The sequence below is a fragment of the Kribbella sp. CA-253562 genome (assembly GCF_050942265.1).
GTDB lineage: Bacteria > Actinomycetota > Actinomycetes > Propionibacteriales > Kribbellaceae > Kribbella.
Genome location: NZ_CP192049.1, coordinates 4,166,860 through 4,190,160 on the forward strand (window position 1 = coordinate 4,166,860; position 23,301 = coordinate 4,190,160).

23 protein-coding genes are annotated in these 23,301 nt (G+C 68.9%); 18 read left to right on the forward strand and 5 right to left on the reverse strand.

All coding sequences use genetic code 11. The features are described from left to right. The 8 genes from ACQPXM_RS19715 to ACQPXM_RS19750 all read left to right on the forward strand — a co-directional run bounded on the left by ACQPXM_RS19715 (position 1) and on the right by ACQPXM_RS19750 (position 8,831). Positions 1-516 (forward strand): hypothetical protein, encoded by a 516-nt coding sequence (locus ACQPXM_RS19715; RefSeq protein WP_432950669.1) that lies wholly within the window; start codon positions 1-3, stop codon positions 514-516. A gap of 93 nt (positions 517-609) precedes the next feature. Next, positions 610-1,932: a sugar ABC transporter substrate-binding protein gene (locus ACQPXM_RS19720; protein WP_432950671.1), complete on the forward strand. Its 1,323-nt coding sequence runs from the start codon at positions 610-612 to the stop codon at positions 1,930-1,932. Between the two features lie 212 nt (positions 1,933-2,144). Continuing rightward, positions 2,145-2,930: a carbohydrate ABC transporter permease gene (locus tag ACQPXM_RS19725; protein WP_432950673.1), complete on the forward strand. Its 786-nt coding sequence runs from the start codon at positions 2,145-2,147 to the stop codon at positions 2,928-2,930. After that, positions 2,927-3,784, forward strand: coding sequence for a carbohydrate ABC transporter permease (locus ACQPXM_RS19730; protein WP_432950675.1), 858 nt, complete (start codon positions 2,927-2,929; stop codon positions 3,782-3,784). Before ACQPXM_RS19725 ends, ACQPXM_RS19730 begins: the two co-directional genes overlap by 4 nt. Positions 3,785-3,789: 5 nt before the next feature. Beyond that, entirely contained in the window at positions 3,790-5,034 is a 1,245-nt protein-coding gene (locus ACQPXM_RS19735) for an alpha-L-fucosidase (protein ID WP_432950677.1), read from the forward strand. 12 nt (positions 5,035-5,046) lie between these two features. After that, positions 5,047-6,564 (forward strand): polysaccharide lyase 6 family protein, encoded by a 1,518-nt coding sequence (locus ACQPXM_RS19740; RefSeq protein ID WP_432950679.1) that lies wholly within the window; start codon positions 5,047-5,049, stop codon positions 6,562-6,564. After that, positions 6,561-7,412: an AraC family transcriptional regulator gene (locus ACQPXM_RS19745; RefSeq protein ID WP_077016322.1), complete on the forward strand. Its 852-nt coding sequence runs from the start codon at positions 6,561-6,563 to the stop codon at positions 7,410-7,412. The genes ACQPXM_RS19740 and ACQPXM_RS19745 overlap by 4 nt, the downstream gene beginning before the upstream one ends. A 9-nt stretch (positions 7,413-7,421) precedes the next feature. Further along, positions 7,422-8,831 (forward strand): polysaccharide lyase 6 family protein, encoded by a 1,410-nt coding sequence (locus tag ACQPXM_RS19750; RefSeq protein WP_432950681.1) that lies wholly within the window; start codon positions 7,422-7,424, stop codon positions 8,829-8,831. Here the strand turns inward: ACQPXM_RS19750 and ACQPXM_RS19755 are convergent. Together ACQPXM_RS19755 and ACQPXM_RS19760 are read right to left on the reverse strand one after the other, a co-directional pair. Next, positions 8,828-10,201 (reverse strand): MFS transporter, encoded by a 1,374-nt coding sequence (locus ACQPXM_RS19755; protein WP_432950683.1) that lies wholly within the window; start codon positions 10,199-10,201, stop codon positions 8,828-8,830. The two genes, ACQPXM_RS19750 and ACQPXM_RS19755, sit on opposite strands and share 4 nt — an antisense overlap. Positions 10,202-10,254: 53 nt before the next feature. Beyond that, on the reverse strand, positions 10,255-11,007 hold the full coding sequence (locus ACQPXM_RS19760) for a glycerophosphodiester phosphodiesterase (protein ID WP_432950685.1): 753 nt from the start codon (positions 11,005-11,007) through the stop codon (positions 10,255-10,257). A 26-nt stretch (positions 11,008-11,033) separates the two neighbouring features. Between ACQPXM_RS19760 and ACQPXM_RS19765 the strand changes: the two genes are divergently transcribed. Continuing rightward, positions 11,034-12,167 carry an aminotransferase class V-fold PLP-dependent enzyme gene (locus ACQPXM_RS19765; protein ID WP_432950687.1) on the forward strand — a complete coding sequence of 378 codons (1,134 nt, stop codon included), beginning with the start codon at positions 11,034-11,036 and terminating at the stop codon, positions 12,165-12,167. Here ACQPXM_RS19765 and ACQPXM_RS19770 read toward each other — a convergent pair. Further along, positions 12,128-12,814, reverse strand: coding sequence for a GntR family transcriptional regulator (locus tag ACQPXM_RS19770; RefSeq protein WP_432950689.1), 687 nt, complete (start codon positions 12,812-12,814; stop codon positions 12,128-12,130). The genes ACQPXM_RS19765 and ACQPXM_RS19770 overlap by 40 nt on opposite strands. A gap of 92 nt (positions 12,815-12,906) precedes the next feature. On the opposite strand from ACQPXM_RS19770, the gene ACQPXM_RS19775 reads away from it, so the two are divergent. From ACQPXM_RS19775 to ACQPXM_RS19815, 9 genes are all read left to right on the forward strand, one after another. Further along, complete coding sequence (locus ACQPXM_RS19775) at positions 12,907-13,761, forward strand: NAD(P)-dependent oxidoreductase (RefSeq protein WP_432950691.1); 855 nt, start codon at positions 12,907-12,909, stop codon at positions 13,759-13,761. Beyond that, positions 13,761-14,654, forward strand: a complete 894-nt coding sequence (locus ACQPXM_RS19780) for a carbohydrate ABC transporter permease (protein WP_432950693.1) — start codon at positions 13,761-13,763, stop codon at positions 14,652-14,654. Before ACQPXM_RS19775 ends, ACQPXM_RS19780 begins: the two co-directional genes overlap by 1 nt. Next, the gene (locus tag ACQPXM_RS19785; protein WP_432950695.1) at positions 14,651-15,532 is read left to right on the forward strand and encodes a carbohydrate ABC transporter permease; all 882 of its coding nucleotides are present in this window, start codon (positions 14,651-14,653) and stop codon (positions 15,530-15,532) included. The genes ACQPXM_RS19780 and ACQPXM_RS19785 overlap by 4 nt, the downstream gene beginning before the upstream one ends. Positions 15,533-15,545: 13 nt before the next feature. After that, complete coding sequence (locus ACQPXM_RS19790) at positions 15,546-16,880, forward strand: ABC transporter substrate-binding protein (RefSeq protein ID WP_432950697.1); 1,335 nt, start codon at positions 15,546-15,548, stop codon at positions 16,878-16,880. Continuing rightward, on the forward strand, positions 16,880-18,067 hold the full coding sequence (locus tag ACQPXM_RS19795; protein ID WP_432950699.1) for a CaiB/BaiF CoA transferase family protein: 1,188 nt from the start codon (positions 16,880-16,882) through the stop codon (positions 18,065-18,067). The genes ACQPXM_RS19790 and ACQPXM_RS19795 overlap by 1 nt, the downstream gene beginning before the upstream one ends. Then, positions 18,064-18,837 (forward strand): enoyl-CoA hydratase, encoded by a 774-nt coding sequence (locus ACQPXM_RS19800; protein WP_432950701.1) that lies wholly within the window; start codon positions 18,064-18,066, stop codon positions 18,835-18,837. Before ACQPXM_RS19795 ends, ACQPXM_RS19800 begins: the two co-directional genes overlap by 4 nt. Then, the gene (locus ACQPXM_RS19805) at positions 18,834-19,778 is read left to right on the forward strand and encodes an amidohydrolase family protein (protein ID WP_432950703.1); all 945 of its coding nucleotides are present in this window, start codon (positions 18,834-18,836) and stop codon (positions 19,776-19,778) included. The genes ACQPXM_RS19800 and ACQPXM_RS19805 overlap by 4 nt, the downstream gene beginning before the upstream one ends. Continuing rightward, on the forward strand, positions 19,775-20,518 hold the full coding sequence (locus ACQPXM_RS19810) for an RraA family protein (protein ID WP_432950705.1): 744 nt from the start codon (positions 19,775-19,777) through the stop codon (positions 20,516-20,518). Before ACQPXM_RS19805 ends, ACQPXM_RS19810 begins: the two co-directional genes overlap by 4 nt. Positions 20,519-20,869: 351 nt before the next feature. Continuing rightward, positions 20,870-21,508 (forward strand): methyltransferase domain-containing protein, encoded by a 639-nt coding sequence (locus ACQPXM_RS19815; RefSeq protein WP_432950707.1) that lies wholly within the window; start codon positions 20,870-20,872, stop codon positions 21,506-21,508. Here ACQPXM_RS19815 and ACQPXM_RS19820 read toward each other — a convergent pair. Together ACQPXM_RS19820 and ACQPXM_RS19825 are read right to left on the reverse strand one after the other, a co-directional pair. Further along, positions 21,505-22,356 carry a carbohydrate ABC transporter permease gene (locus tag ACQPXM_RS19820; protein WP_432950709.1) on the reverse strand — a complete coding sequence of 284 codons (852 nt, stop codon included), beginning with the start codon at positions 22,354-22,356 and terminating at the stop codon, positions 21,505-21,507. The genes ACQPXM_RS19815 and ACQPXM_RS19820 overlap by 4 nt on opposite strands. Next, entirely contained in the window at positions 22,353-23,279 is a 927-nt protein-coding gene (locus tag ACQPXM_RS19825; protein ID WP_432950711.1) for a carbohydrate ABC transporter permease, read from the reverse strand. The genes ACQPXM_RS19820 and ACQPXM_RS19825 overlap by 4 nt, the downstream gene beginning before the upstream one ends. Between the last annotated feature and the right edge of the window lie 22 nt (positions 23,280-23,301).

Here is a 23,301-nt window from a genome sequence, read left to right on the forward strand (position 1 = left end):
ATGAGCAACCAAACCCCCGACGAGTTCGCCCAGATCGGGTCCGACCAAGAAGTGGAGGCCGCGCTGCGGCCGAGGAAGACGTTGAGTTTGCCAGTGGCAACGACCGTGCTGAGTGCGATCGTCGTGCTGGCGGTCGGGCTCGCGGGGGGCGCGGGACTGCACGCGGCCTTCGCCTCGGACGGTACGCCGAACCAGTCGGCCGGTCGCGGAGCCGGCGGGTACGGAGCTTTCCGCGGGCAAGGAGGCCAGGGTGGCGGGCAGGCCGGCCGGTTCGGCGCCGGTGCGGGTAACGCGGCGATCGGCACGGTCGTGTCGGCGTCCGGCGGCCAGCTCGTGGTGAAGACGCAAAGCGGCGACGTGACGGTCAAGCTGACCGGCGACACGGCGTACGAGATCAGCAGCAAGGGCAGTGCGGCGGACCTGAAAACCGGGCAGCAGGTCGTCGTCACCGGGGAGACCACTGACGGCACGCTGACCGCTCGGTCGGTCCGGCAAGGGGAGCTGCCGACGCGGTGAACCGTTGACGGGCTGCTTTGGAAAGCGCTATCTTGCGACGAAATGAGGCGCAGAAAGTACAAATTCGCCTCTTCGTCGACAGGAGAAGACGGCATGCGCAGCTCGTGGAAACTCGTCGCCGCAGGTCTGGCCGGCACTGTTGTGGCGGCCGCCTGCGGCACGTCCGGCGCCGGTGAGGTGGCCCAGGACCCGACCGCGCCGCTGGAGCTGTGGGTCCGCACCACGCCCGGCGGGGACGGCGAGAAGGGGATGAAGAAGCTGGCCGCCGCCTTCGAGAAGGCGAGCGGTCAGAAGGTCGAGGTCACCGCGATCTTCGACGACTTCGAGACGAAGCTGTCCCAGCGTGCGGCGCAGAAGGATCTGCCGGATCTGGTTTTGAACGACTCGTCGCAGCTCGGCGCGATGGTCAGCCAGGGCATCGTCCGTGAGGTCGACCTCGGCGCGGTCAAGGGCAGCGATCAACTGCTCGAGCCGGCGCTCGCCGCCGGGCGCGCGGGTGACGGCAAGACGTACGGCGTGCCGTACTCGGCGCAGGCCAGCGCGCTGCTGATCCGCAAGGACTGGCGGCAGAAGGTCGGCCTGCCGGTGCCGGCGTCCTGGGAGGCGATGGGCGCGCTGGCGAAGGCGTTCACCACCCAGGACCCGGACGGCAACGGCAAGGCCGACACGTACGGGCTCGCGGTACCGGGCTCGACCAAGCGTGGCTACGCCTCGTGGTACTTCTCGAACTTCCTGTGGGCCGCCGGTGGCGACTTCATCAGCGCGCAGGCCGACGGCAAGTACACCCCCGCGATGAGTACGCCGGCGTCGGTGGCCGCGACCAAGTGGTTCCGCGACCTCGCCTGTACGACGAAGGTGGTGCAGCCGGGCGCGGCGACGATGGACACGCCGACCAACGAGACCTTCGAGGCCGGGCGGACCGGGATGTACGTCGTCGGACCGTATCTGTTGCCGCGATTCGACTCGGCGCTCGGCAAGGACAAGTACGAGGTCGTGCCGATGCCGGCGGGGCCGAAGGACGCGACGGTGCTGGCCGAGGGCGGCAGCGTCTACCTGATGGCCGGGTCGGCGAACCGGGCCGGGCAGGACGCGTTCGCGAGCTTCGCGATCTCGGTCGAGGGGCAGAAGCTCGGCATGGCGGGGGAGAAGGCGTTCATCGTGCAGTTGCCGGTGAACAAGACCGTCGACATCACGTCGGTGCGTCCCGACCCGCGCTGGAAGGTGTACGCCGAGGCGTACCGGGCGCACGGGCGGTACGCGCCGTCGATCCCGAACTGGACCGCCGTACGGCAGTCGTCGGCGGACACCATCAACGCGCTGATCGCGGACTGCGACCTGCCGGTCGAGGCGGAGCTGAAGAAGCTGGACACGAAGCTGGGTGAGGCGCTCACCCAGCAGGGGATCGCGGCTTCATGACGATCCAGGAAGCGACGCCTTCGGCGTCGCAACAGGTGGTGGGTGGGAGAAAGACTGGGGTGGGGGAGGGGCGCGCTGCCCCGAGCCGCGGCCGGCTTCGCCGGCGCGAAGCGGGCGGGCGTAGCGACCGCCGCCGAAGCGGGCGCTGGTGGGTCCCTTGGGCGTTCCTGGCGCCGGCGCTCATTCTCTTCCTGTACTTCAAGTTCATCCCGATGGCGCAGGCCATCTCGATGTCCGTGCAGGACGTGAAGCCCTATCTCGGCAACACCTGGGTCGGGGCCGCGAACTACAGCGAGATCCTCGGGTCGGAGGGCTTCCGGTCGGCGGCCTGGAACACCGTGGTGCTCGCGGTGGGACAGACGTTCGGGTCGATGGTGCTCGGGTTCGGGCTGGCGTTGCTGGTCGAGGGGCAGACGCGGAAGCTGAGTTTCATCCGGTCGGCGGCGTTCCTGCCGGTGGTCGTGCCGTTGGCGGTGGTCGCCGAGTTGTGGCGGATCATGTACCACCCGACCGCCGACGGCCTGATGAACCAGGTGATCGGCCTGGTCGGACTGGGCCCGTCGGGCTTCATCAACCACCCGGACAGCTCGCTCGCCTCGATCGTTGTGACCGGCATCTGGCGCGGTGCGCCGTACGACATGATGATCTTTCTCGCCGGCCTGGCCGGGATCGACCGCGGCCTGTACGAAGCGGCGACGGTGGACGGCGCCTCGACCCGGCAGCGGATCCTGCACGTCACGCTGCCGGGGCTGCGGCCGGTGTTCGCGATCCTGTTCGTGCTCGCCGCCGTCCGTGGATTCCGGAGCTTCACCGAGGTCTTCCTGCTCACCAACGGCGGACCGAACGGCTCCACCGAGGTCGTGATGACGCTGATCTACAAGCTCGGCCTGGAACAGAACCGGCTGGGCGTCGGCTCGGCCGGTGCGGTGCTGCTGTTCGTCGCGACGCTCGTCCTGACCGTGTCCGTGCAACTGCTGCGAAGGAGGAGAGCCGCATGAGCGCCGCCACCGAAACCGCACTCGGCCTGACCGAACGCCGCGGAGCCGGCGCGAAGCTCATCAAGGCCTCCGTCTACGCCGGGCTGTTCGTCGTCTTCGCCGGCCCGCTGCTCGCCTTGCTGGTCAGCTCGTTCAACCACGTGTCGGATCCGACCCAGCTGAGCGTGATCCCGCGCCGCCCGACGCTGGACAACTTCCGGATCGCGTTCGACCACGGCGTCCTGCGGTACCTGCTGAACTCGTTTTTCGTCGTCGGCTTCGGGCTGCTGCTGCAAGTGGCGGTGTCGGTGCTGGCCGGGTACGCGCTGGCCCGCAAGGTGTTCCCGCTGATGACGCTGGTGATGGTCGCGATCCTGGCGACCATGATGCTGCCGGAGGAGATCCTCGCGCTGCCGCTGACGCTCGTGCTGGGTGATCTGCCGCTGCTGCACCTGAACCTGATGGGCACGCTGGCCGGCATGATCGTGCCGCTCGGCGCCTGGGCGTTCTCGATCCTGGTGATGACCGAGTTCATGAAGGACGTGCCGCGCGAGCTCGAGGAGGCGGCCCGGATCGACGGCGCCGGCGAGCTGCGGATCTTCGCCCAGATCATCCTGCCGCTGTGCAAACCGGCGCTCGGCGTGATCGGGGTGTTCGGCTTCACGATGATCTGGGACCAGTACCTGTTGCCGTTGCTGGTGGCAACGGACTCCTCGGCGTACACGCTGCCGCTCGCGCTGCGGATCGATCCCGTGGTGACGCCGGGTGTGGTGCTGGCCGCGTCGTTGCTGGCGCTGCTGCCGTCGGTGCTGGTGTTCCTGTTCTTCCAGCGGTCGTTCGCGCGAGGGCTGACCTCGGGGGCGTTGAAGGGATGAGTGCGATGGAGTGGTTCCGGCACGACCGGTTCGGGATGTTCGTGCACTGGGGGCTGTACTCGCTCGCGGCCCGGCACGAGTGGGTGAAGAACCGCGAGCGGATGACCGACGAGCAGTACCAGCGGTACTTCGAGCGCTTCGATCCCGATCTCCACGACCCGCGCGAGTGGGCGAGGACGGCTCGCGCGGCGGGCATGCGGTACGTCGTACTGACGACCAAGCACCACGACGGGTTCTGCCTGTGGGACAGCGCGCTGACCGACTACAAGGTGACGAACACGCCGTACGGGCGGGATCTGGTCGAGCCGTTCGTGGCGGCCTGCCGAGCGGAAGGACTGAAGGTCGGGTTCTACCACTCGCTGATCGACTGGCACCATCCGGAGTTCCCGATCGACGGCTTGCATCCGCAGCGCGACGACGAGGAAGCGAAGCAGGCGCCGCGCGACATCGCGGCGTACCGGGAGTATCTGCACGGGCAGGTCCGCGAACTGCTGACCGGCTTCGGACCGATCGACTACCTGTTCTTCGACTTCTCGTACGCCGGCCGGCCGCACACGTGGGGCGGCAAGGGCGCCGAGGACTGGGGCGCGCGGGAGCTGTTGGCGATGGTGCGAGAACTGCAGCCCGACCTCCTGGTCAACGATCGGACCGGGTTGCCGGGGGACTTCGTGACGCCGGAGCAGTACCAGCCGTCCGGTCCGCTGCCGGTCGCCTGGGAGGCGTGCCAGACGTTGAACGGGAGCTGGGGTTACGACCGGGACAACGTCGACTACAAGAGTCCCGAGCTGCTGGTCCGGATGCTGGTCGACGGTGTGTCCAAGGACGGCAACCTGCTGCTGAACGTCGGCCCGACAGCGCGCGGGCTGATCGATCCGGAGGCGGAGACCCGGCTGGCCGCGATCGGGCAGTGGATGCGGCTGCACGAGCGGTCGATTCGCGGCTGCGGTGCCTCGCAGTACCAGGCGCCCACGGACTGCCGGTACACGCAGAACGGGGACCGGCTCTACCTGCATCTGTTCAGCTGGCCCTTCAAGCACGTGCATTTGCCAGGGCTCGCCGGGAAGGTCGGCTACGCCCAGCTGCTGTCGGACGCGTCCGAGATCCAGCTCGTCGAACACGACCCGGCCCGCGCGGCCGAGAACACCCGCCCCGGTGCTCAACCGCCCGGCACGCTCACCCTTCAGCTCCCCGTCCGCCGGCCCGACGTCGCGGTCCCGGTCATCGAGCTGTTCCTCGCCCCGCCCCGTTGATCCGGAGGAACCATGAACCGAAGAACCTTCCTGACCGCCACCGCCACCGCCACCGCCGCCGGGATGGCCGGCAGCGGTGCCCTCGGCCTCACGCCCGCCTATGGCGCCCCGCCCTCGGCCGGGCGGGTGGGGGTGGCGGCGAGCGGCCGCCCGCCGGCCGTCGCCTCCGGCGACCTGCCTGCCTCCCTCGGTCCTCAAGGGTGCCGGGTGCACTCCCTCGACGAGCTTCGCGAGGCGATCGCCCGGGCGGTGCCGGGCAGCGTGATCGCGCTCGCCGACGGGACGTACGACGTCACGGAACCCATCACGATCACCGGCAAGCGCGGGAGCCGGCGGCAGCCGATCACCGTGCGGGCCGAGTCGGTGGGCGGCGTGGTGCTGACCGGCGAGCAGAGCTTCGTGCTGAGCAGCTCGTCCGACCTCACCATCAGCGGGTTCGTGTTCAAGCAGCGGACGACGCTGGACCTGCCGCCGGACTGCCGGCGGATCAGGCTGAGCCACAACGAGTTCCAGCTCGCGGACCTCGAGGGCCTGCACTGGGTGATGGTCCGGGCCGACCACAGCACGCTTGTGCGCAACGTGTGGCACGGCAAGTCGACGCTCGGCGTCTACCTCGGCATCGAGGGCGCGGGCAGCAGCGCGATGGCCCAGGGCGTGTACGTCGCGCGCAACCACTTCCGCGACCACAGCTTCACCGGCAGCAACGGTGGTGAGCCGATCCGCCTCGGCGTCAGTCCGCGGGCCCTGTCGAAGGCCGGTGCGGTGATCGAGCTGAACCTGTTCGAGCGTGCCGACGGTGATCCCGAGGCGATCTCGGTGAAGTCGTCGGGCAACGTGATCCGGCGCAACACGATCCGCGGCAGCGTCGGCGGCATCGTCCTGCGGCACGGCAACGGTAATCGGGTCGAGGGCAACTATCTGTTGGCCGGGGGCAACGGGATCCGGATCTACGGCAACGACCACCTGGTCGTGAACAACTATCTCGAACGGATCGGCGGCGCCGGCATCGTGCTCGGCAGCGGCTCGATCCGCGACCACTTCCCGGGGGAGTCCGCGGAGTCGCGCCGCGGCAACGACGCGCCCGACGGCGTCCGAATCGGGCTGAACACGATTCTCGACTGCGGCGCGGGCGTCGTCGGCGAAAGTCACCGCACCCTGCCGCCGCTGGGGTGCGCGATCACCGACAATCTTCTGGTGGGCGACACAGGACAGTTGATCGACATGCCGTACCCGGACGGCATCGAGTGGGGCGGCAACCTCACCTGGGGCGCGGCCGCCGACGGCAACGCACCCGGTACGGCGTACACGCGGATCGATCCGCGCCTCGCCACCGGCGCGGACGGCGTACGGCGGCTGACGGAGCGCAGTCCGGCCATCAACGCGGCCACTCGCTGGTACCCGGGTGTCGAGGTCGATCTCGACGGCGACCAGCGGCACGGACGGGCGGACGTGGGCGCGGACGAGTACTCCCGGCGCCGGCCCGCGTGGGGTCCGCTGACCGCGGCCGACGTCGGGCCGTTCAGCTCGTGAACGCGCCCCGCACCGCCCTCACTCGGCAGGACGAGCTGATCCGGACGCATCTGGACCGGCTTCGGCTCGATCTCGTCGTCGCTGCCCGGATCACCAAGGTCCACCGGGAGTGGGCCCGACCGCTGCAGCCCGACCCGTTCTCGCGGCTCTACCTGATCCTCGAGGGTGAGGGCCGGCTCGTCGTCGGTGACCAGGTGCTCGACCCACAGCCCGGCGATCTGTGTTACCTGCCGGCCGAGGTACCGATCTCGTACGAGACGGTCAGCGACAACACCTATCGCAAGCACTGGCTGCACTTCTCCGCGCTGATCGGCGACCGCGACATCGGGGAGGTGCTGACCCTGCCGTACGTCGTACGTAGCAAGTCGCCCGAGGAAGCGGGGGCGCTGTTCGAGCAGGTCGGTGCGGCCGATCGGGACCCGCCGGGTCTCGCCACTCCGCTCCGGCTGCGGTCGGCGCTGACCGCGCTGTTCGCGCACTACCTCGACAGCGCGCCGCCCGGGACGGTCCAGCTGTCCCCGCAGCAGACGAGCGAGTCCGACGTCGTCGAGTACATCCAGGCCAATCTCGGCAACTCGCTGACCGTCGAGGAACTGGCGGCTCAGTTCGGCCAGGATCAGCCCAGCTTCATCCGGTACTTCCGGGCGGAGTTCGGGTTGTCGCCTAAGCAGTACATCAAGCGGGCCCGGATCGAGTGGGCCCAGCGCGAACTCGCCTCGACGTCCCGGCCGATGGAGGAGATCGCGGCCGCCGTCGGCATGGACCAGTCGTACTTCTCGAAGGTCTTCCGCCAGGTCAGCTCGGTCACCCCGAGCGAATACCGAAAGCTGTACCGCCCCAACAGCTAGGAGTCCGTCATGGAACGCCGCACCTTCTTGGCCGGTGGCGTCGCCGCCATCGTTCTGTCCAGATCCACAGATGCCTTCGCAGGAACCACCGCCACCGTCACCTCGCTCGCCCAGCTCCAGCAGGCGATCAACAGCGCCACCGCCGGCACCCGGATCGTGCTCGCGAACGGCTCGTACGCCGTACCGTCCGGCGCGCCGATCACAATCAGCGGCCGGCGCGGCACCAGCACCGCGCCGATCACGATCGTGGCCGAGAGCCGTGGCGGCGTGACCCTCACCGGTCCGCACAGCTTCGTGCTGTCGAACTCGTCGTACGTCGAGATCAGCGGGTTCGTCTTCAAGCAGAGCTCGACGCTGGAGATCCCGGCGAGCTGCCCGCGGATCCGGCTGACGCGCAACGACTTCGCCCTGGCGCCGTCGACCGGGCACTGGGTGGTCGTCCGCGGCGACGACGCGAAGGTCGATCGCAACGTCTGGCACGACAAACCGACGGCGAGTTGCTATCTGGTGATCGACGGCCCCTCCGGCGACGCGATGGCGCAGCGCACGCACATCCTGCGCAATCACTTCCGCGACCACAGCTTCACCGGCTTGAACGGCGGTGAAGCACTCCGCCTCGGCGTCAGCAGCCGGGCGCTGAGCGATGCCGGTGCGACGGTGGAGTACAACCTGTTCGAGCGGGTGAACGGTGATCCCGAGGCGATCTCGGTGAAGTCGTCCGGCAACGTCGTCCGGTACAACACGCTGCGCTCGTCGACGGGCGGGATCGTGCTGCGGCAAGGCAACAACAACCGCGTCGAGGGCAACCATGTACTGGCCGGAGGCAACGGCATCCGGATCTACGGCAACGACCACCTGATCGTGAACAACTACGTGGGTGGCGTCAGCAGCGCCGGGATCGTGCTCGGCAGCGGGTCGGTCCGCGACCACTTCGACGGGGAGTCGTCCGACTCGAGGAAGGGCAACGACGCGCCCGACCGGGTGACGATCGTGCTGAACACCCTGCGGAACAACGACCAGGCGCTGGTGGGGGAGAGCCAGCGGTCGCTGCCGCCGCTGGGATGCCGGATCGCGGACAATCTGCTGGTGGGCGACGGGGAGCCGTTGGTGGACATGCCGTACCAGCAGGGGATCACCTGGGTGGGCAACATCGTCTGGGGGTCGGCGGCGAACGGGAACCTGCCGTCGTCGGGCTTCAGGCGGCTGGACCCGAAGCTGGTGGCCGGGTCCGACGGGGTCTACCGGCTCGGCGCAGGCAGCGCGGCGATCAACGCGGCCAGCGAATCCAGCCGGGTGAGCGACGACCTCGACGGACAAGCCCGCACAGCGCCGTACGACGTGGGTGCGGACGAGTACTCCACCGCCCAACCCGTACGCCGTCCGCTGACCGCGGCCGACGTCGGGCCCGGCGCCGCCTAGACCAGCGTCGGCTGAGTGTTGCCCGCTTCGCGGATACCCCGGCGCATGTCCACCCGCGACAGCAGCACCAGACCGATCAGGAAGAACGCGCCGAGCGCCACGATGGCCGGGCGGTAGGAGCCGGTCAGCTGGTGGACCAGGCCGAAGACGAGGGTGCCGAGCCACGAGGTGCCGCGTTCTCCGGCCTGGTACAGGCTGAAGTACTCCGCCTCGCGGCCCTTCGGGATCAGCTGGCTGAACGCCGACCGCGACAGCGCCTGGGTGCCGCCGAGCACGATGCCGATCGCGACGCCCATCGCCAGGAACGGCACGATCTGCCGCTCGGGCAGCGTGAAGCCGGCCACGACGATCACCATCCAGATCACCAGCCCGCCCATGATCGTGCGCTGCGACCCGTACCGGCGGGCGAACCGGCCGAAGCCGATCGCGCCGAAGAACGCGACGAACTGGACCAGCAGGATCGTCGCGATCAGCACCTGCGTCTCGAACCCGAGCTGCTTCTCGCCGTAGGTCGAGGAGACCGAGATGACGGTCTGGATCCCGTCGTTGAAGAACAGGTACGCGACCAGGAACAGAAGCGTCATCGGATAGGTGCGCAGGTGCTGCAGCGTCGCGCCGAGCTGCCCGAAGCTCTGCCGGACCATCGACCCGCTGCGCACCGGGACGACGCCGGTCGGTGGCCGGTTGCGCAACTTGACGAACGGGATGAACGTGAAGATGCCCCACCACAGTCCCGCACTCAGCAGGCTGAGCCGGACCGCCGTGCCCTGACTCATGCCGAGCGCGTCGTGCGCGGTGACGACGCCGAGGTTGATCGCCAGCAGGATGAACCCGCCGAGATAGCCGAATGCCCAGGCCCGCGACGACACGTCGTCGCGGTCGTCGGGTGGCGCGATGTCGATCAGGATCGAGTCGTAGACCACCAACGAGGAGCCCAGACACAGGTTCCCGACGAACAGCAGCAACGCGCCGAGGGCCCACCGCCCGTCGGTCACGAACACCATCGAGCAGGCCGCCAGCGCGCCGGCCCAGGCGAAGCCGCACATCAGCAGCTTCTTGCGCGGCGACCGGTCGGCGATCGCGCCGACGATCGGCAGGAACAGCGCGGAGACCAGCGTCGCGACCGTCACGACGTAGAACGCCAGCGAGCCCGGCGCGATGCCGAGGCCGAGGACCTGCAGGTTGGTGTGGCACGGGTCGTCGGTGGTGCCGACCCGGCCGCACGCCGCCTGCTCGGCGACCGAGGTCAGGTACGGCGCGAACAGCACGGTGCCGGTGGTCGTCACGTAGCCGGAGTTCGCCCAGTCGTACAGGCTGAAGCCCCAGTACTCCCGCTTGTCGACGGCCGCCGGGGCCGACAGGAATCCCATGCGCAGGAGTGTGTCAGGTCAATCGGTACTTCGCAGGACCAATCGGTAACAGATCAGCTCCACTGCCCACGCTCGACCAGGACGTCGCGCAGCAGGTCGGTCCGGTCGGTGATGATGCCGTCGACCCCGGCGTCGAGCAGCCGGTGCATCCTGGCCGGGTCGTCGACCGTCCAGACATGCACCTGCTTGCCGAGGGCATGCGCCCGGCGCAGCAGGCCCGGCGTCAGCACCCGGATCCGGCCGTAGACCTCGGGGATCTGCAGGCACGCTCCCGGCGAGCTCAGCCGGAACGGCGCGAACCGCAGCCGGGCGATCTCGTTCTGCCCGAAGCCGGTGGCCAGCCGCGGCCCGAGCTCACGCCGGATCCGCTGGACGCGCGCCTGGGAGAACGACGACACGCAGACCCGGTCGATCGCGCCGGCGGCCCGCAGTACGTCGGCCGCCGGGCCGACGCCGTTGTCGGCCTTGATGTCGAGGTTGAGCTTGGCCTGCGGGAACTCCTCGAGCACGTCGGTGAGCAGCGGGATCGGCTCGTGGCCGTTGATCCGCGCCTTGCTGACCTCCGACCACGGCAACTGCGCGATCGTGCCGGACCGGTCGGTGACCCGGTCCAGCCGATGGTCGTGGAAGGCGACGACCTTGCCGTCGCTGGTCGCGTGCAGGTCGGTCTCGAGATAGGTGTAGCCCAGCTTCACCGCGTGTCCGAAGGCGCGCAACGAGTTCTCGTAGCCGAGATTGTCCGGGTGCAGCGCACCGCCGCGGTGGGCCATCGCGATCGGACCCTCGTGGTCGAGGTAGGGGTACACAGCCGAAAGTATGTACCGTGGTGACGGTGACGGATCTTCGCCCCCGCCCCGACCTGTGGTCCCTCGACCCCGAGGTCCTGCACCTGAACCACGGCTCGTACGGCGCCGTTCCGCGGCGTACCCAGGAGTTGCTGGCCAGGCTGCGGGCCGAGACCGAGGCCAATCCGATGCTCTGGTTCCGCTCGGTCGCCGAGCGGCTGACCACGAGCCGGCTGGAACTCGCCGCCTTCCTCGGCACCGATCCGGCCGGCTTCGCGCTGGTGCCGAACGCGAGCGCCGGCGTGACCGCCGCGCTGGGCGCGATCCCGATCCCGCCGGGAAGCCGGATCGTCCTGACCAACCACACTTACGGCGCGGTGCTGTTCGCGGCCGAGCGGTTCGCCCGGGCCCACCAGGCCGAGGTGGTCGTGGTCGACGTACCGCTGGAGGCCGACGACGACTCGGTCGTCGCGGCGATCCGGGCCCAGCTGGACGAGCGGACGGCGGCGCTGATCGTCGACCAGATCAGCTCGGCGACCGCGATGGTGTTCCCGATCCGCCGCCTGGTCGAAGCTTGTGACGGCATCCCGGTGATCGTCGACGGCGCGCACGCCCCGGCTTTGCTGGACGCGCCGGCCGAGGACGGCGCCGACTTCTGGACCGGCAACTTCCACAAGTGGCCGGCCGCGCCGCGACCGACCGCGGGGCTGGTGGTCGCCGAGAAGTGGCGGAACGCGACCCTGCCGCTGATCGTGTCCTGGTCCGAGTACGACGAACGCCTGCCGGAGCGGTTCGACATGCAGGGCACCTTCGACTACGCGCCGTGGATCGCGGCGCCGGAGTCACTGCGCGTGCTGGCCGAGCTGGACTGGCCGGTACGGCGCACGCAGCTGTCGGCGCTGATCGATGAGGGCGCCCAGGTGCTCGCCAAGGCGCTCGGCACCGACCTGCCGGACGTCGCGCACCCGGCGGCGACGATGCGGCTGGTCGAACTGCCGTTCAGCGGCGAGGCCTCGCCGGAGGCGGCGGAGGCGTTCAAGGCCCGGGTGTCGCGGGCGCTCAACGCCGAGATCACGCTGACCGGCTTCGACGAGCGGGTTTTCGTCCGGCTGTCGGCCCACGCCTACAACAGCCTGCGCGACTACGAGTTGCTGGCCGAGCGGCTGCCGACGTTGCTCTGAATCTCGCTGAACGACCGCTCGCCGTGCACCGCGAGCTCGGCCAGTACGGCGGCCGGGTCGCCGGCCTCGACCAGGTCGAGCAGCTTGCGGTGCCGGGCGACGTGCTCGTGCAGGTCCTCGTAGAAGTGCTCGCGGGCGTACAGGTTGCGGGCCATGCAGAGCAGGAGCTGCTGCTGCACCGAGGCGTAGGCCTCCTCGAGCCGGCGGTGACCGGCCAGCGCGACCAGTGAGGAGTGGAAGCGGTAGCCCGCCTGCACCAGGCTGCCGCGATCTTCGGCGGCGGCACAGCGTTCCATCTCCAGCAGAGCGTCCTGGGCGACCTTCAGCCGCTCCGGCACCTTCACCGGAACGCCCAGCTCGACGGCCAGCCGCTCCAGCGCCGAGCGCAGGGTGAGGATCTCGAAGACGTCCTGATCGGTGAGGGTGGCGACCGTCGAACCCCGCCGGGGCCGGGTGACGATCAGGCCTTCCTGCTCGAGGACCCGGAGCGCCTCTCGCAGGGGAGGGCGGCTGATCCCGAGCTGCTCGGTCAGTCGCTCCTCGATCAGGCGCTCGCCCTCGGCCAGTTCCCCGGCCAAGATCATCCGGCGGATCGCGTTGGCGGCGAGCTGAACGAGGCTCGGCGACTCCAGCTGGTGCTCTGTCATGGCGGCCATTGTTCCCCGAGTTCTTGTCAGCGTCGATTATCTATTGTAGACAATAGTTCATAGACGGTTGGCGTGACGAACTGGAGGCGTTCGTGGCCCAGGAAATCGACCGAACCACCACGACCATCGGCTTCGCCGGGCTGGGAAACCTGGGCCGTCCGATGGCGGAATCCCTGCGACGCGACGGCTGGTCGCTGAAGGTGCTGGACCCGGAACCGGCGCGCGCCGACGGGCTCGAGGCCGACGTGGTCGACGGTCCGCGGGACCTGGCCGAGTGCGGGGTGATCGCTCTCGCCGTTCCCGACGACGAGGCGGTCACCGAGATCCTGGGCGAACTGGTCCCGCTCCTGGCGGCGGGATCAGTGGTGCTCGTGCACAGCACGATCCTCCCTGGCACAGCGCAACGGCTGGCCCGCGAAGCCGAGGACCAGAACATCGGACTGCTCGACGTACCGGTCAGTGGGGGAGCGGAGAGAGCGCTGTCCGGTTCTCTCACTGTGATGGCCGGTGGCCGGGAGGAGGTGCTCGCGCAGGCGAGACCGGTGCTCGACGCGGTCGCAGAGACCGTCCTGCACGTCGGTCCCTCGGGCGCCGGCGCCGCGGTGAAGCTCGCCAATCAGCTGATGATGTTCGCCGCGCTCGCCGGTGCGCAGGAGGCACTAGACCTGGCCGGCGCGTACGGCGTACCGGAGCAGACCGTGCTGGAGGCGGTCTCCACCAGCACGGGGGACTCCTGGATCACCCGCAACTGGGGATTCTTCGACCGCGTCGCCGCCGCGTACGACGAAGCCGGTACGCCGGTGCGGAACCGGCCGTGGAGCAAGGATCTGTGGGACGTCGTCGCGGCCGCGCGTGAGTCCGACGTCCAGGTGCCTCTGGGCGGTCTGCTCGCACAGCATCTGGCCGACCGCGTCGAGGCCCACACCCGGAAGGGCAGCAGCTCATGATGAACACGCGCACAGGCAGGGAAGGGCTCACAGCGTACTTGTTCCTGAGCCCTTGGCTGGCCGGCATCGTGCTGCTGACGCTCGGGCCGATGCTGTACTCCGCGTACCTCGCGTTCACCAGCTACGACCTGCTCAGCGCACCGCGCTGGATCGGGCTCGACAACTTCCGCCGGATGTTCACCGCCGACCCGCGCTACCTGTCGTCGGTCAAGGTCACGCTGATCTACGTCGTGGTCTCGGTTCCACTGCTGCTGATCATCTCGATGGTGCTCGCGCTGTTGCTGAACAAGGGCATCAAGTTCCTGTCCGGCTACCGCGCGCTGTTCTACCTGCCGTCGCTGATGGGTGCGAGCGTCGCGATCGCGGTGCTGTGGCGGCAGATGTTCGGCAGCACCGGGCTGGTGAACCAGGTGCTCAGCCTGTTCGGCATCACGCACGGCAGCTGGGTCGGCAGTCCCGGGACGGCGTTGTGGACGATCGTCACGCTCAACCTGTGGGCGTTCGGCGCGACGATGATCATCTTCCTGGCCGGCCTGCGGCAGGTCCCGGCCGAACTGCACGAAGCGGCCGCGGTCGACGGAGCGGGGCCGATCCGGCGGTTCTTCAGCGTCACGTTGCCGCTGATGACGCCGTTGATCTTCTTCAACCTGCTGCTCGACACGATCCACGCGTTCCAGGTGTTCACCGGCGCGTTCGTGGTCAGCCGGGGATCGGGCGGACCGGCCGACTCGACGCTGTTCTACACCTTGTACCTGTACCAGCAGGGCTTCGCGGAGCTGAAGATGGGCTATGCCTCGGCGATGGCGTGGGTGCTGGTGGTCGTGCTGGCCGCCTTCACCGGATTCCTGTTCCTGACCGCCAAGCGGTGGGTGTACTACGGGGACGAGCGATGACGGCCTTGACGGTCGGCGCCCGCCCGTTCTTCGGCCGGCGCCAGACCCGGAACCCGCTGGTGATCGGGCTGCTGCGGCACGCGCTGCTGATCGGCGTACTGATCGTGATGCTGTACCCGGTGGTCTGGATGGTGGCCGCGTCGTTCCGGCCGTCGGCCGAGGTGATGAACAGCCTCGGCCTGTTCTCGAAGAACTACACGCTGGACAACTACAAGCACGGCTGGACCGCGGGGCAGCTCGACTTCTCCCGCTACTTCGTGAACTCGGTCGCGATCACCGGCCTGTCGATCGTCGGCAACCTGGTGTCCTGCTCGCTGACGGCCTACGCCTTCGCGCGGCTGGAGTTCCCGTTCAAGCGCATTCTGTTCGGGGTGCTGCTGGCAACGATGTTGTTGCCCTATCACGTCACTTTGGTGCCGCAGTACATCCTGTTCAACGAACTGGCCTGGATGAACACCTACTTGCCACTGGTCGTGCCCAAGTGGCTCGGCGTCGAGGCGTTTTTCATCTTCTTGATGGTCCAGTTCATCCGGACGCTGCCGCGCGAGCTCGACGACGCGGCGCGGATCGACGGCTGCGGGCACTGGCGCACCTTCAGCCGGATCATCATGCCGCTGGCGCTGCCGGCGCTGGGCACCACCGCGCTGTTCACGTTCATCGCCAGCTGGAACGACTTCCTCGGTCCGCTGCTCTACCTGAACCGGCCCGAGCTGTGGACGGTCTCGCTCGGCCTCAACTCGTTCCTGGACGTCACCGGCGAATCGGCGTACGGCTCGCTGTTCGCGATGTCCACCCTCGCCCTGGCTCCGATCGTCGGCTTCTTCCTGGGGGCGCAGAAGCTGCTGATCGAGGGCGTCGCCACCACCGGCCTCAAGTGACTGGAGATCTTCGATGAAACGCACTCGTACGGCGGCGCTCGCCACGGCCGCACTGTTGGTGGTTGCCGGATGCAACGGTACGTCGGTGGGCGACAGCGCCGCCGGTGACGCCGGCGCGCAGAACGGCAAGGGCGAGGTGACCGGCAGCCTGCAGCTCACCTTCTGGGGTGGCGCGAACCGGGCGGCCAAGACCAACGCGGTGGCCGACATGTTCGTCAAGGCCCACCCCGGCGTGACCATCGACCGGCAGAACGCCGACTTCGGCAACTACTTCAACAAGCTCAACATCCAGGCCTCCAGCAAGACCCTGCCGTGTGTGATGCAGCTGCAGGGACGCCAGCTCAACGACTACACCAAGCGCAAGGTACTGCTGCCGCTGGACCCGATGATCGAGTCCGGCGCGATCAAGGTCGACGACATCCCGAAGGAGGTCGTCGACACCGGCCGCGGCCCGGACGGCAAGCTCTACTTCCTCCCGTACGGCGCCGCGTACGACGCGGTCGGCGTGAACGAGACGCTCGCCAAGCAGGCCGGAATCGGGCTGCCGCCGGAGGGCTACGACTGGAAGCAGTACACCGACTGGATCGCGTCGGCCAAGGGCAAGCTGCCCGAGGGCGTCTTCGCGGCCGGTTCGCGCGGTGGACTGCCGAACTACTTCATCGCCTACCAGTTGGCCAACGGCACGAACCTGTTCACCGACGACGGCAAGCTCGGCTTCAGCAAGGAGTCGCTGGTCGAGTACTGGGAGATGTGGGAGAAGCTGCGCAAGGCGGGCGCGACGATGAGCGCGGACGCCCAGGCCGACGAGCCCGAGGGTGCCGAGCAGAACTTCATCGCCCAAGGCCGGCTGATGACCGACAGCATGCCGGGCAACGCGCTGACGCCGGCCTCGGCGACGCTGGCCGGGAAGGCCGGCGGGCAGAAGCTGACCACCCTGCCGATGCCCTCGGGGCCGAGCGGCCCGGGCAACGCGCTGTTCAGCTCCGGGTTCGCGATCCCGACCAACTGCGACAACGTGCCGACCGCCGCGGCGTTCATCGACTTCTTCACCAACGATCTCGAGGCCGGCAAGACGTTCAAGTCCGACAACGGCGCGGCCACCAACACCAAGGTGCTGCAGGCCCAGATCGACGACCCGGCGCTGCCGGCGTTGAAGAAGCACGAGCTGGAGCTGTTCTCGAAGATCGCGGCGAACAAGCCGCCGACGATCCTCTACCCGCCGGGCTACCAGGCGACCTTCGAATCGGCCTTCACCAGGGCCTACGAGGAGATTGCCTTCGGCAAGAAAACCGTGCAGCAGGCGGCCGACTCGTTCTTCACCGAGGCGAACGCCGGACTGGGTGGCTGATGACCGACACGGCGCAGACAGCTGGTCCGCCGGACGCTCCCGGCCCGGCCGGGGCGCTGGACGGGCTGCGGGTGCTCGACCTGACCCAGGTGATGGCCGGGCCGTTCTGCACGATGCTGCTGGCCGACCTCGGCGCGGACGTGATCAAGATCGAGAACCCGGCCCGGGGTGACCAGACCCGCCGCTCCTGGGGCTACGCGGTGCACGGCGAGGACAGCAGAGCCTTCCTCGCCCTCAACCGGAACAAGCGCAGCGTCTGCCTCGATCTGAAGTCGGCCGACGACCTGGCGTCGTTCCACCGGCTGGTCCGCACCGCCGACATCGTGGTGGAGAACTTCCGGCCCGGTGTGACCCGGCGGCTCGGTGTCGACTACGAGACGCTGGCCGCGCTCAACCCACGGCTGATCTACGCCAGCGTCTCCGGCTTCGGCCAGACCGGCCCGTACGCCGACCGGCCGGGCTACGACCTGATCGCACAGGCGATGTCGGGCGTCATGAGCATCACCGGTGCGCCCGGCGGCGCGCCGATGAAGTCGGGACTGCCGGTCGGGGACCTCGGCGCCGGATTGTTCTGCGCCTTCGGAATCGTGTCGGCGGTGCACGCCCGGGAGCGCACCGGACTCGGCCAGTACGTCGAGACGTCGCTGTTCGAGGCGGCGCTGGCGATGTCGGTGTGGGAGTCGACCGAGTACTGGGCGACCGGCGAGGTGCCGCAGCCACTCGGCTCGGCGAACCGGATGTCCGCGCCGTACCAGGCGTTGCGCACCAAGGACGGTCACCTCACGCTGGGGGCGAACAACGAGCGCCTTTGGCAACGACTCTGCACCGCACTGGAGGTCACCGACTTGCTCACCGACGAACGCTTCGTGACGAACACCGACCGGATGGCTCATCGCGACGAGTTGGCCGCGGTCCTGGAGGAACGGCTGGCCACGGCCACGACCGACGAATGGGTCGCGCTGCTGCTGGCGGCCGGCGTACCGGCTGGGCCGATTCGGGACTACCGGTACGTGCTGGAGGAGGATCCGCACGTCAAGGCGCGCGGGATGGTGCAGGCGATCGAGCATCCGGTCGAGGGCACGGTGCGGGTGCTCGGGTCACCGGTGCGGTTGAGCGGGACGCCGGCGGGGATCCGGCGGCACCCACCGTTGCTCGGTGAGCACACCGCGGAGGTACTCGGCGAATGAGCGAACTCCAGTTCGAGCGGGACGGCGCGATCCTGCGGCTGACATTGTCGAATCCGGAACGGCGCAACGCGATCACCTGGCCGATGTACGACGGGTTGGCGTCGGTGGAGCAGGTGGTCGCCGAGGACCGCGGGATCCGGGTGGTCGTGCTGCGCGGCGCCGGGGGCAAGGCGTTCGCGGCGGGGACGGACATCCGGCAGTTCGCGTCCTTCACCACCGGGAAGGAGGGAGTGGAATACGAGCGGCGGATCGCGGCGGTGCTGACGAGCTTCCTGCGGATCAGGGTGCCGGTGGTCGGGGTGGTTCAGGGACCGGCCGTCGGCGCGGGGCTCGCGTTGGCGGCCTGCTGTGACTTGGTGGTCGCGACACCTGACGCGGTGTTCGGCGCGCCGGTGGCGCGGACGCTGGGCAACACGCTGCCGCCGTTGGTGATCGCGCGCCTGCAGCAACGGCTGGGGGCCGGCCGCACGATGGCGCTGCTGCTGACCGCCGGGTTGATGCCGTCGTCCGAGGCGGCGATCGCTGGCTTCGTCACCGAGGTCGTCGAGCGGGAGGACCTGGACGAGCGGGTCGAGCAGCTGCTGCGGGTGATCTGCGCCAACGCGCCGCTCACGCTCGCGTCGCTGAAGGAGTTCGACCGCCGCATCCTGCGCGACGGCGCCGCGGCCGAGTCCGAGGACGTGCTTGCCGAGGTCTACGGCAGCCGCGACTTCCAGGCCGGCGTGAAGGCCTTCCTCGCCCACGAGGACATCGAGTGGGAGGGCCGATGATCGTCGACGCCCACCACCACTTCTGGCAGGTCGCCGCCCAGGACCAACCGTGGCGCGACGACCGGCACGACACCATCGCCCGGGACTACTCGCCGGACGATCTGGCCACCGAGCTGGCACGCGCCGGCGTCGACCGCACGGTCCTGATCCAGTCGGTCGACGAACCAGCGGAGAACGACCGGCTGCTCCAGTACGCGGAGAAGGCGCCGTACGTCGGAGCCGTCGTCGGCTGGCTCCCGCTGTCGGACGTGGAAGCCGCCCGCCGCGAGATCACGCGAGTCGGGAGCATCTCCGGCGAGCGAAGCGTCGCCGGGGGCGGCCCCTCCAACACCCCACCCGCCGCCCCCGCCGGAGGCGGGGGCGGCGGGCTGACGAAGTTCGCGAGCGCCTTCAGCGGAGTGCGGTGTCTGGTCGGGCGGGCTCCTCTCGACTGGTTGGCCGAAGCGGCGACCGTGGACTTGTTCCGGGAGCTTGCCGCGGCGGGGATCAGTTGGGACGTCGTACCGGTCACCGCCGAGCAGACCAACGCGGTGCTCGGGCTCGCGGACGCCGTACCGGAGTTGCGGATCGTCGTGGATCACCTCGGGCGGCCGCCGGTCGACTCCGGGGGATGGGAGCCGTGGGCTGGGCAGGTGCGGCGGCTGGCGGAGTGTCCGCGGGTGGCGATGAAGGTGTCGCTGGGGATCGACCTGCTGACCGAGCTCCGGGAGTGGCCGGAGCTGGAGCGATACCTGAGCTGGGTGGTCGAGTGCTTCGGCGCCCGGCGGCTGATGCTCGCGAGTAACTGGCCCGTGGTGCTGCTGCGGGCGTCGTACGACGAAGCGTGGACCGACCTGCGGACCGCGCTCGAGCACGTGGTGAAAAACGAGGACGAACGCGCGGCCGTGCTCGGAGGTACGGCCGCCCACTACTACCGGATCAACCGAAAGGTCTCCCCGTGACTGTGACCGAAACAGCCGACGCCAACGATCTGAGCAGCCTGTACAAGCACCTGCGGGTGGTGGACGTCGCCGACGCACTGGACGGCATCGGGTACTTCGACATCGGGCTGATGTCGCCGGACGTGCGGCCGTTGTGGCTGGGCATGAAGTTCTGGGGGCCGGCGGCGACGATCCGCGCGGTCCCGTCGAACCGGCCGATGTGGAAACTGGACAGCACCCAGGACATCGTCGAGGCGCACCGGATCTGGTTCGAGGAGACCGGCAACGTGAAGCTGCCGGGTGACCTCGCGCCGGGGCACGTGGTGGTGATGGACGCCGGCGGCGGCAAGGAGGTCGGCTTCTGGGGTTCGGAGAACGGGATGGGCGCGGTGCAGAACGGCGCGGCCGGCATCGTCACCGACGGGTACTGCCGTGACACCGCCGAGATCGTCGCGCAGCGTACGCCGATCTGCTCGCGGGCCCGCGGCCGGACGATCATCCCCGGCCGGATCAAGGTCGTCGAGACCCAGACGACGATCGCCTGCGGCGGCACCCAGGTCAGTCCCGGCGACATGATCGGCTGCGACGACGACGGGGTGATCGTTGTTCCGGCCGAGGTCGCCGCGGAGGTCGCCGTGCACGCGCGCGCCATCTTGCTCGCCGACATGCGGGCCCGCCGCAAGAAGTACGAGTCCCTCGGCCTGAAGCCGGACACGTCGGTCGACTACGAGGCCGTCGAGCAGTACTACGCCGGAGTGTAATCCGTTCCGCCGGGTGCGCCGCCTGCGGCGACGCACCCGGCGGGGGAGGAAGGCGGGGGAGGAAGGCGGGGGAGGAAGGCGGGGGAGGAAGGCGGGGGAGGAAGGCGGGGGAGGAAGGCGGGGGAGGAAGGCGGGGGAGGAAGGCGGGGGAGGAAGGCAGGGGAGCGGTAGCGAGGTCGCCCGGTAGTGCCGGTAAGGGGGTCTCCACCCGCACACCAGGCTGCCGGGCGGTAACCGGCCGCGGTCCCCGCACTCCCCGCCCTGCGACCTCCGCATCTACTCACCCGCCCCGCGCCGCCACAGGCGGCGCGGGGCGCGATTTGTCGGTGGCGATCACTAGCCTGCTCGGCTATGACTTCGTACCTCGACAGCACCCGGAGCTCCTACGACACCGTCGCCGCCGACTACCACCAGATCGTCGCGCCGATGTTCGACGATCCGTACCACCGGGCGATGCTGAGCCTGTACGCCGACCTGCTCGCCGCCGGCGAGGGCGGACGAGTGGGTGACCTCGGCTGCGGCCCCGGCCACGTCACGGCGTACCTGGCCGAGCTCGGCATGGACGCGTTCGGGATGGATCTCTCGCCCGCGATGGTGGAGTTCGCTCGCAAGGAATACCCCAATCTGCGGTTCGAGGTCGGCTCGCTGCTCGGCCTCGACCTGCCGGACGGCGGCCTGGCCGGAGCGCTGACGTTCTACTCGCTGGTGCACACCCCGGCCGAGGACCTGCCGACGGTGTTCGCCGAGATCCACCGCGTCCTGGCGCCGGGCGGGCTATACCTCCACGGCTTCAAGGCCGGCACCGGCACCTTCCACCTGACCGAGGGCTACGGGCATCCGATCGACCTGAAGGTCTACGCCTACGAACCGGCCGCGATCCACGCACTGCTGACGGCGGCCGGGTTCAGCGAAGTGGTGACGCTGACCCGGCCGCCGATCGACTGGGAGAAGACCGCGCAGGCCTTCCTGATCTACCGCAAGTCGGCCTAACCCTTCACCGCACCCGACGTCATGCCCGCGACGATCTGGCGGTTGAAGAACAGGAACATCACCAGCGGTGGGATCGTGATCAGCAGGATGTTCATGAACAGCAGGTTGTACTGCGTGGTGAACTGACTCTGGAAGTTGAACAGTGTCAGCTGCACCGTGGCGTTCTGGTCGCCGGGCAGGAAGTAGAGCGGGTTCACGAAGTCGTTGAACACGTTCACCGACTGCACGACGACCACCGTCACGATCACCGACCGCAGCAGCGGGAAGATCACCCGGAAGAACAGCCGCAGCGGCCCGGCCCCGTCGATCACCGCCGCCTCGTCGAGCTCGCGGGGGATGGTCGCGACGAACGCCCGGAACAGCAGGATGCAGAACGACAACCCGAACGCGATCTCGATCAGGATCAGCCCGGTCATCGTGCGGAACAACTGCAGCCCCTGCAGCACCCAGATCGTCGGTACGACGGCCGGCGGGATGATCAGCCCCGACAGCACGATGAAGTTGATGAACGGGTTCCAGCGGCTGCGGCGCCGCTGGAGCACGAACCCGACCATCGCGGCGAGCACCACCATGCCGGTGACGCTCACGACGGTCAGCACGGTGCTGTTGATGAACGCGATCACCAGCATGTAGTCGCGCGCCTCGATCACCGCGACGAAGTTCTCGACGAACTGGAACTGGTGCGGCCAGGAGAAGTCGAGCAGCGCGGCCTGCTGCCGGTCCTTCACCGCGGTCAGCACGATGAACACGAACGGCACGACGAACACCACGACGGAGGCGACGATCGCCACGGCGCTCAGCAGATAGCTGCGCCCGGGCCGGTGGTTGACGAGTTCAGCGGTACTCACATGTCCACCTCCTTGCGGTTCAAGTACCAGAACAGGGGCAGGACCACGGCGGTGACCACGACGAACAGCACCACGTTGCCCGCCGTCGACAGCCCGTAGAACCCGGCCTGGTACTGCTTGTAGATCACCGACGCGATCACGTCGGAGGTGAAGCCCGGCCCACCGCGGGTCATCGCCCAGATCAGGTCGAACGAGCGCAGTCCGCCGATCAGCGACAAGATGATCACCGTGACGGTGGCCGGCCGGGACAGCGGCAGCACGATCCGCCGGAACGTCTCCCACGAACTGGCGCCGTCGACCCGCGCGGCCTCCATGTACTCCCGCGGGATCGACACGATGCCCGCGATGTAGATCAGCGTCGCGAGCCCGACGCCCTTCCACACGTCGACCAGCGCGACCGACAGCAGGGCCCACTTCGGGTCGGTCAGCCAGCCCGGCCCGTTGATGCCGATCACCTCCAGCGCGCCGTTGATCAGGCCGCGCTCGGGGTTCATCAGCACGGTGAAGGTGAGGCCGACGCCGATCGTGCTGACCAGGACCGGGAAGAAGACCACCGACCGCAGGTACCCGCGGCCGATGATCTGCGAGGTCAGGAGGACCGCCAGCAGCAGCCCGAGCACGACCTTCGACCCGGACGTGATGACGGCGAAGATCAGCGTGTTCGTGAAGCCCTTGACCAGTTGGGGTTCCTGGAAGAACAGCCGGAAGTTCTCCAGCCCGATGAACTTCGACTCGAACAGGCTCCACCGGGTCAGGCTGAAGTACAGCGAGGCGAACGTCGGGACGACGAACAGCACGCCGTAGATCACCGCCGACGGCAGGTAGAACCAGTTCGAGTACGGCGAGTAGACCTTGCCCTTGGCCGGCGGCGCGGCCGGGGACGCGTCGACCCGCGAGCGTGGACGCACCGACGTGGCACTCATGGAGCCTCCCGTCCTCGCATCA